This window comes from Streptomyces sp. SID14478, from assembly GCF_010548525.1.
In the GTDB taxonomy this organism is placed as follows: Bacteria; Actinomycetota; Actinomycetes; order Streptomycetales; family Streptomycetaceae; genus Streptomyces.
This window is the reverse complement of the sequence record NZ_JAAGMG010000809.1, coordinates 1-3106: the sequence shown is the minus strand read 5'-3', so window position 1 is coordinate 3106 and position 3106 is coordinate 1. Positions and strand designations below refer to the sequence as shown.

Genomic DNA, 3106 nt, shown 5'->3' with positions numbered 1-3106 from the left:
TCGGCGGCGGCCGTGCCGGGACGACGGGCCGTCGCGCGGACGGTGTCGAGAGGCCGCGGCGCCCCTCGGGGGCGCGGCCCGGCGCGGTGGTCGTGGCGGTCCGGTCGTCGGGGACGAGGAACGGGGAATCGGGGTCGAGTTCCATCAGGGTGCGCGCCTGCTGCCCCCTTTCACGGTGTTCGCCCCTCCTGCCGCGTCAGGCTAGGGCGGCCGCGAAGACTTCTTCAAGGGGTTGGCGAAAGCACCGGCGAAAGTCCAACAGGAGACGCGAAAGTCCTGGCAGCGCGTCCAAGGCGCGGCACGAAAGTCCTGGCCCGACCGGAGGCGGGGGCGGCTCAGCGGGGGAGCAGCGCCCGGACGAACGCGTTGCTGAACTTGCCTTCAGGGTCGAGGCGTTCGGCGAGCGCGGCGAAGTCGGCGGCGTGCGCATACCCGGCGGCGACCCGGCCCGGATCGACGGTGAAGACCTTCCCCCAGTGCGGGCGCGGATCGAACGCGCGCAGCCGCTCCTCGACGAGCGACACCACCGGCAGCACCCGCGCCGTGTCCGCCACCCACGTGAAGTGGAAGGCGACCGTCTCCCGGCCGGACGCCGGGCTCAGCCACTGGCGGTCGGCGGCGACGGTCCGCACCTCGCACACCTGGAGCACCGGCGCGATCCGCTCCCGCACCGCGTCGAGCGCCTCCAGGGCGGCCACGGCGTGCGCGCGCGGCAGCAGGTACTCCGACTGGAGCTCGTCGCCGCTGCTGGGTGTGAACTCGGCCCGGAAGTGCGGCAGTCGGTGGTGCCAGGGCCCCGGCACGCCCAACTGCTCGGTGCAGTGGACGGCGGACATGCCGGGCACCGGGTGCTGCGCCACGACGGCCGGCTCGGCCCAGGGGAAGTCCACGGGCGCGGGCATCCGCTGCTTGACCCACACCTGGAAGAACCGCGGCGCCCGCCAGTCCGTGAAGAGGCTCACGCTGTACGCCGCGGCGGAGACGGCCGCGAAGTCGAGTCCCTGGAAGGGGAGTTCGCGGAAGACGTGCTGGGTCACGTGGTAGGCGGGCTCGACGTCGAGGGTGAGCGAGAGAACGACGCCGAGCGCCCCCAGCGAGACCACGGCGCCGTCGAACCCGGCGTCACCGCGCGCGAGCGTCACCGTCCCGCCGTCGGCGGTGAGCAGCTCCACGGCGCGCACCGACTCGGCCAGCGACCGGTTGCCGTTCCCGGAGCCGTGCGTGCCCGTCGCCACGGACCCGGCGACCGAGATGTGCGGCAGCGACGCCATGTTGGGCAGGGCGAGGCCCCGCGCGTCCAGGGCCTCGGCCAGTTCGGCGTACCGGACGCCGCCGCCCACCCGGACCGTGCGCGCGGCCGGGTCGACCTCGATGCCGCCCGGCAGCGCGGCGAGCGAGATGAGGACGCCGGACCGGCCGGCGTCCACGTCGGCGATGCGGTTGAACGAGTGGCCGCTGCCGAGGACGCGTATGTGCGCGCTGTCGGCGACGAGCTCCCGCAGGGCGCCGACGGTGGACGGGCGGTGCACCTCGGCGGCGGAGAAGGTGATGTTGCGGGCCCAGTTGGTGGGGGCCGCGGGCGGGACGTCGGGCACGGGGGACTGCCTCTCTGCGGGCGGGCGCGGTCGTCCCGCCGATTGGATCACGGGCGGGCGGGCGTGAGCCGACTGCCGGTGGGGCGTGGGCTGTTCGCGGGGCCGCACACCGCCGGGCCGCGCTCCGTCCCCGACCGTTGATCGCGCCCTGGACGCGCGGTAGCTTCGGGCAGCCGTGCAGCGGAGGCGCTACCGGGACACAGGGGGATTCATCATGGAGCAGGGCACCGCAGGTTTCTCCAAAAAAGGCCTGAGCAAGGTCCACGACGCGCTGGCACGACACGTCGACTCCGGGCGGATTCCCGGCGTCGTCGCCCTGTTCAGCAGGGGTGACGAGACGCACGTGGACGTGCTCGGGACGACGCGGCACGACGGCGGCGACCCGATGCGCCGCGACACGCTCTTCCGCATGGCCTCCACCTCCAAGCCGGTCTCGGTCGCCGCGGCGATGGTCCTGCTCGACGAGTGCCGGCTGCGCCTCGACGACACGGTGGAGGAGTGGCTGCCCGAACTCGCCGACCGGCAGGTGCTGAAGCGGATCGACGCGCCGATCGACGAGACCGTGCCCGCGAAGCGGCCGATCACCGTGCGGGACGTGCTGACCTCCACGTTCGGACTCGGCATGGATATGACGGTGATCGGGACCCCGATCATGGGCGCGGTCTTCGAGAAGGGGATCACGCCCAACCTGCCGACGCCGATGCCCGAACCGGACGAATGGATGCGCCGCCTGGGCGAGCTGCCGCTGATGTACCAGCCCGGCGAGCGCTGGCAGTACCAGATCGCCAGCGACCTCCTCGGCGTGCTCGTCTCCCGGGTCACGGGCCAGCCGTACGACGCGTTCCTGCGCGAGCGCGTCTTCGAGCCGCTGGGGATGAAGGACACCGGTTTCCACGTACCGGCCGACCAACTGCACCGCCTGCCACCGCTGTACGCACCCGACCCGGCGACCGGCGACTTCCAGGTGTGGGACGAGGCGGAGGGCGGCCGCCACAGTGCGCCCCCGGCGTTCCCCGGCGGGGGCGGCGGCCTGAACTCCACCGCCGACGACTACCACGCCTACTTCCGGATGCTGCTCAACGGCGGCCTGCACGGCGGCGAGCGCATCCTGTCCCGGGCGGCCGTCGAGCTGATGACCACCAACCGCCTGCGGCCCGAGCAACTGGCCGCCCGCACCGCCCAGGCCGTGGACAACGTGCACATCTCCTTCGGGCAGGGGCAGCACGGCGGTTGGGGCTTCGGGATGGCGGTGCGCACGTACAAGGGCGACTACGCGCCCGTCGGCCAGTTCGGCTGGGACGGCGGCAGCGGCACCTCGACCTACGCGGACCCGACCACCGGCGTGACCGGAATCCTGCTGACCCAGGTCGGCTCGTCGGTGCCGGACCCGATCCGGCTGATGCACGACTTCTGGACGACCCTGTACCAGGCCATCGAGGACTGACTCCCGGGCCGGGGCGCAGGCGCCGCGGGGGAGCCGCCACCCCCGCGGCGCCGGGCCTCGGCGCCCG

2 protein-coding genes are annotated in these 3106 nt (G+C 73.5%); one reads left to right on the top strand and one right to left on the bottom strand.

The genetic code is table 11. The features are described from left to right. Positions 1-335: 335 nt before the first annotated feature. Positions 336-1595 (bottom strand): FAD-binding protein, encoded by a 1260-nt coding sequence (locus G3I40_RS26550; RefSeq protein WP_164304685.1) that lies wholly within the window; start codon positions 1593-1595, stop codon positions 336-338. A 214-nt stretch (positions 1596-1809) separates the two neighbouring features. Between G3I40_RS26550 and G3I40_RS26545 the strand changes: the two genes are divergently transcribed. Continuing rightward, complete coding sequence (locus tag G3I40_RS26545; RefSeq protein ID WP_164304684.1) at positions 1810-3039, top strand: serine hydrolase domain-containing protein; 1230 nt, start codon at positions 1810-1812, stop codon at positions 3037-3039. The last annotated feature ends 67 nt before the right edge of the window (positions 3040-3106 follow it).

Excerpts from the sequence above, each read along its gene's own strand:
- G3I40_RS26545 (WP_164304684.1), top strand. The coding sequence starts at position 1,810 with ATGGAGCAGGGCACCGCAGGTTTCTCCAAAAAAGGCCTGAGCAAGGTC.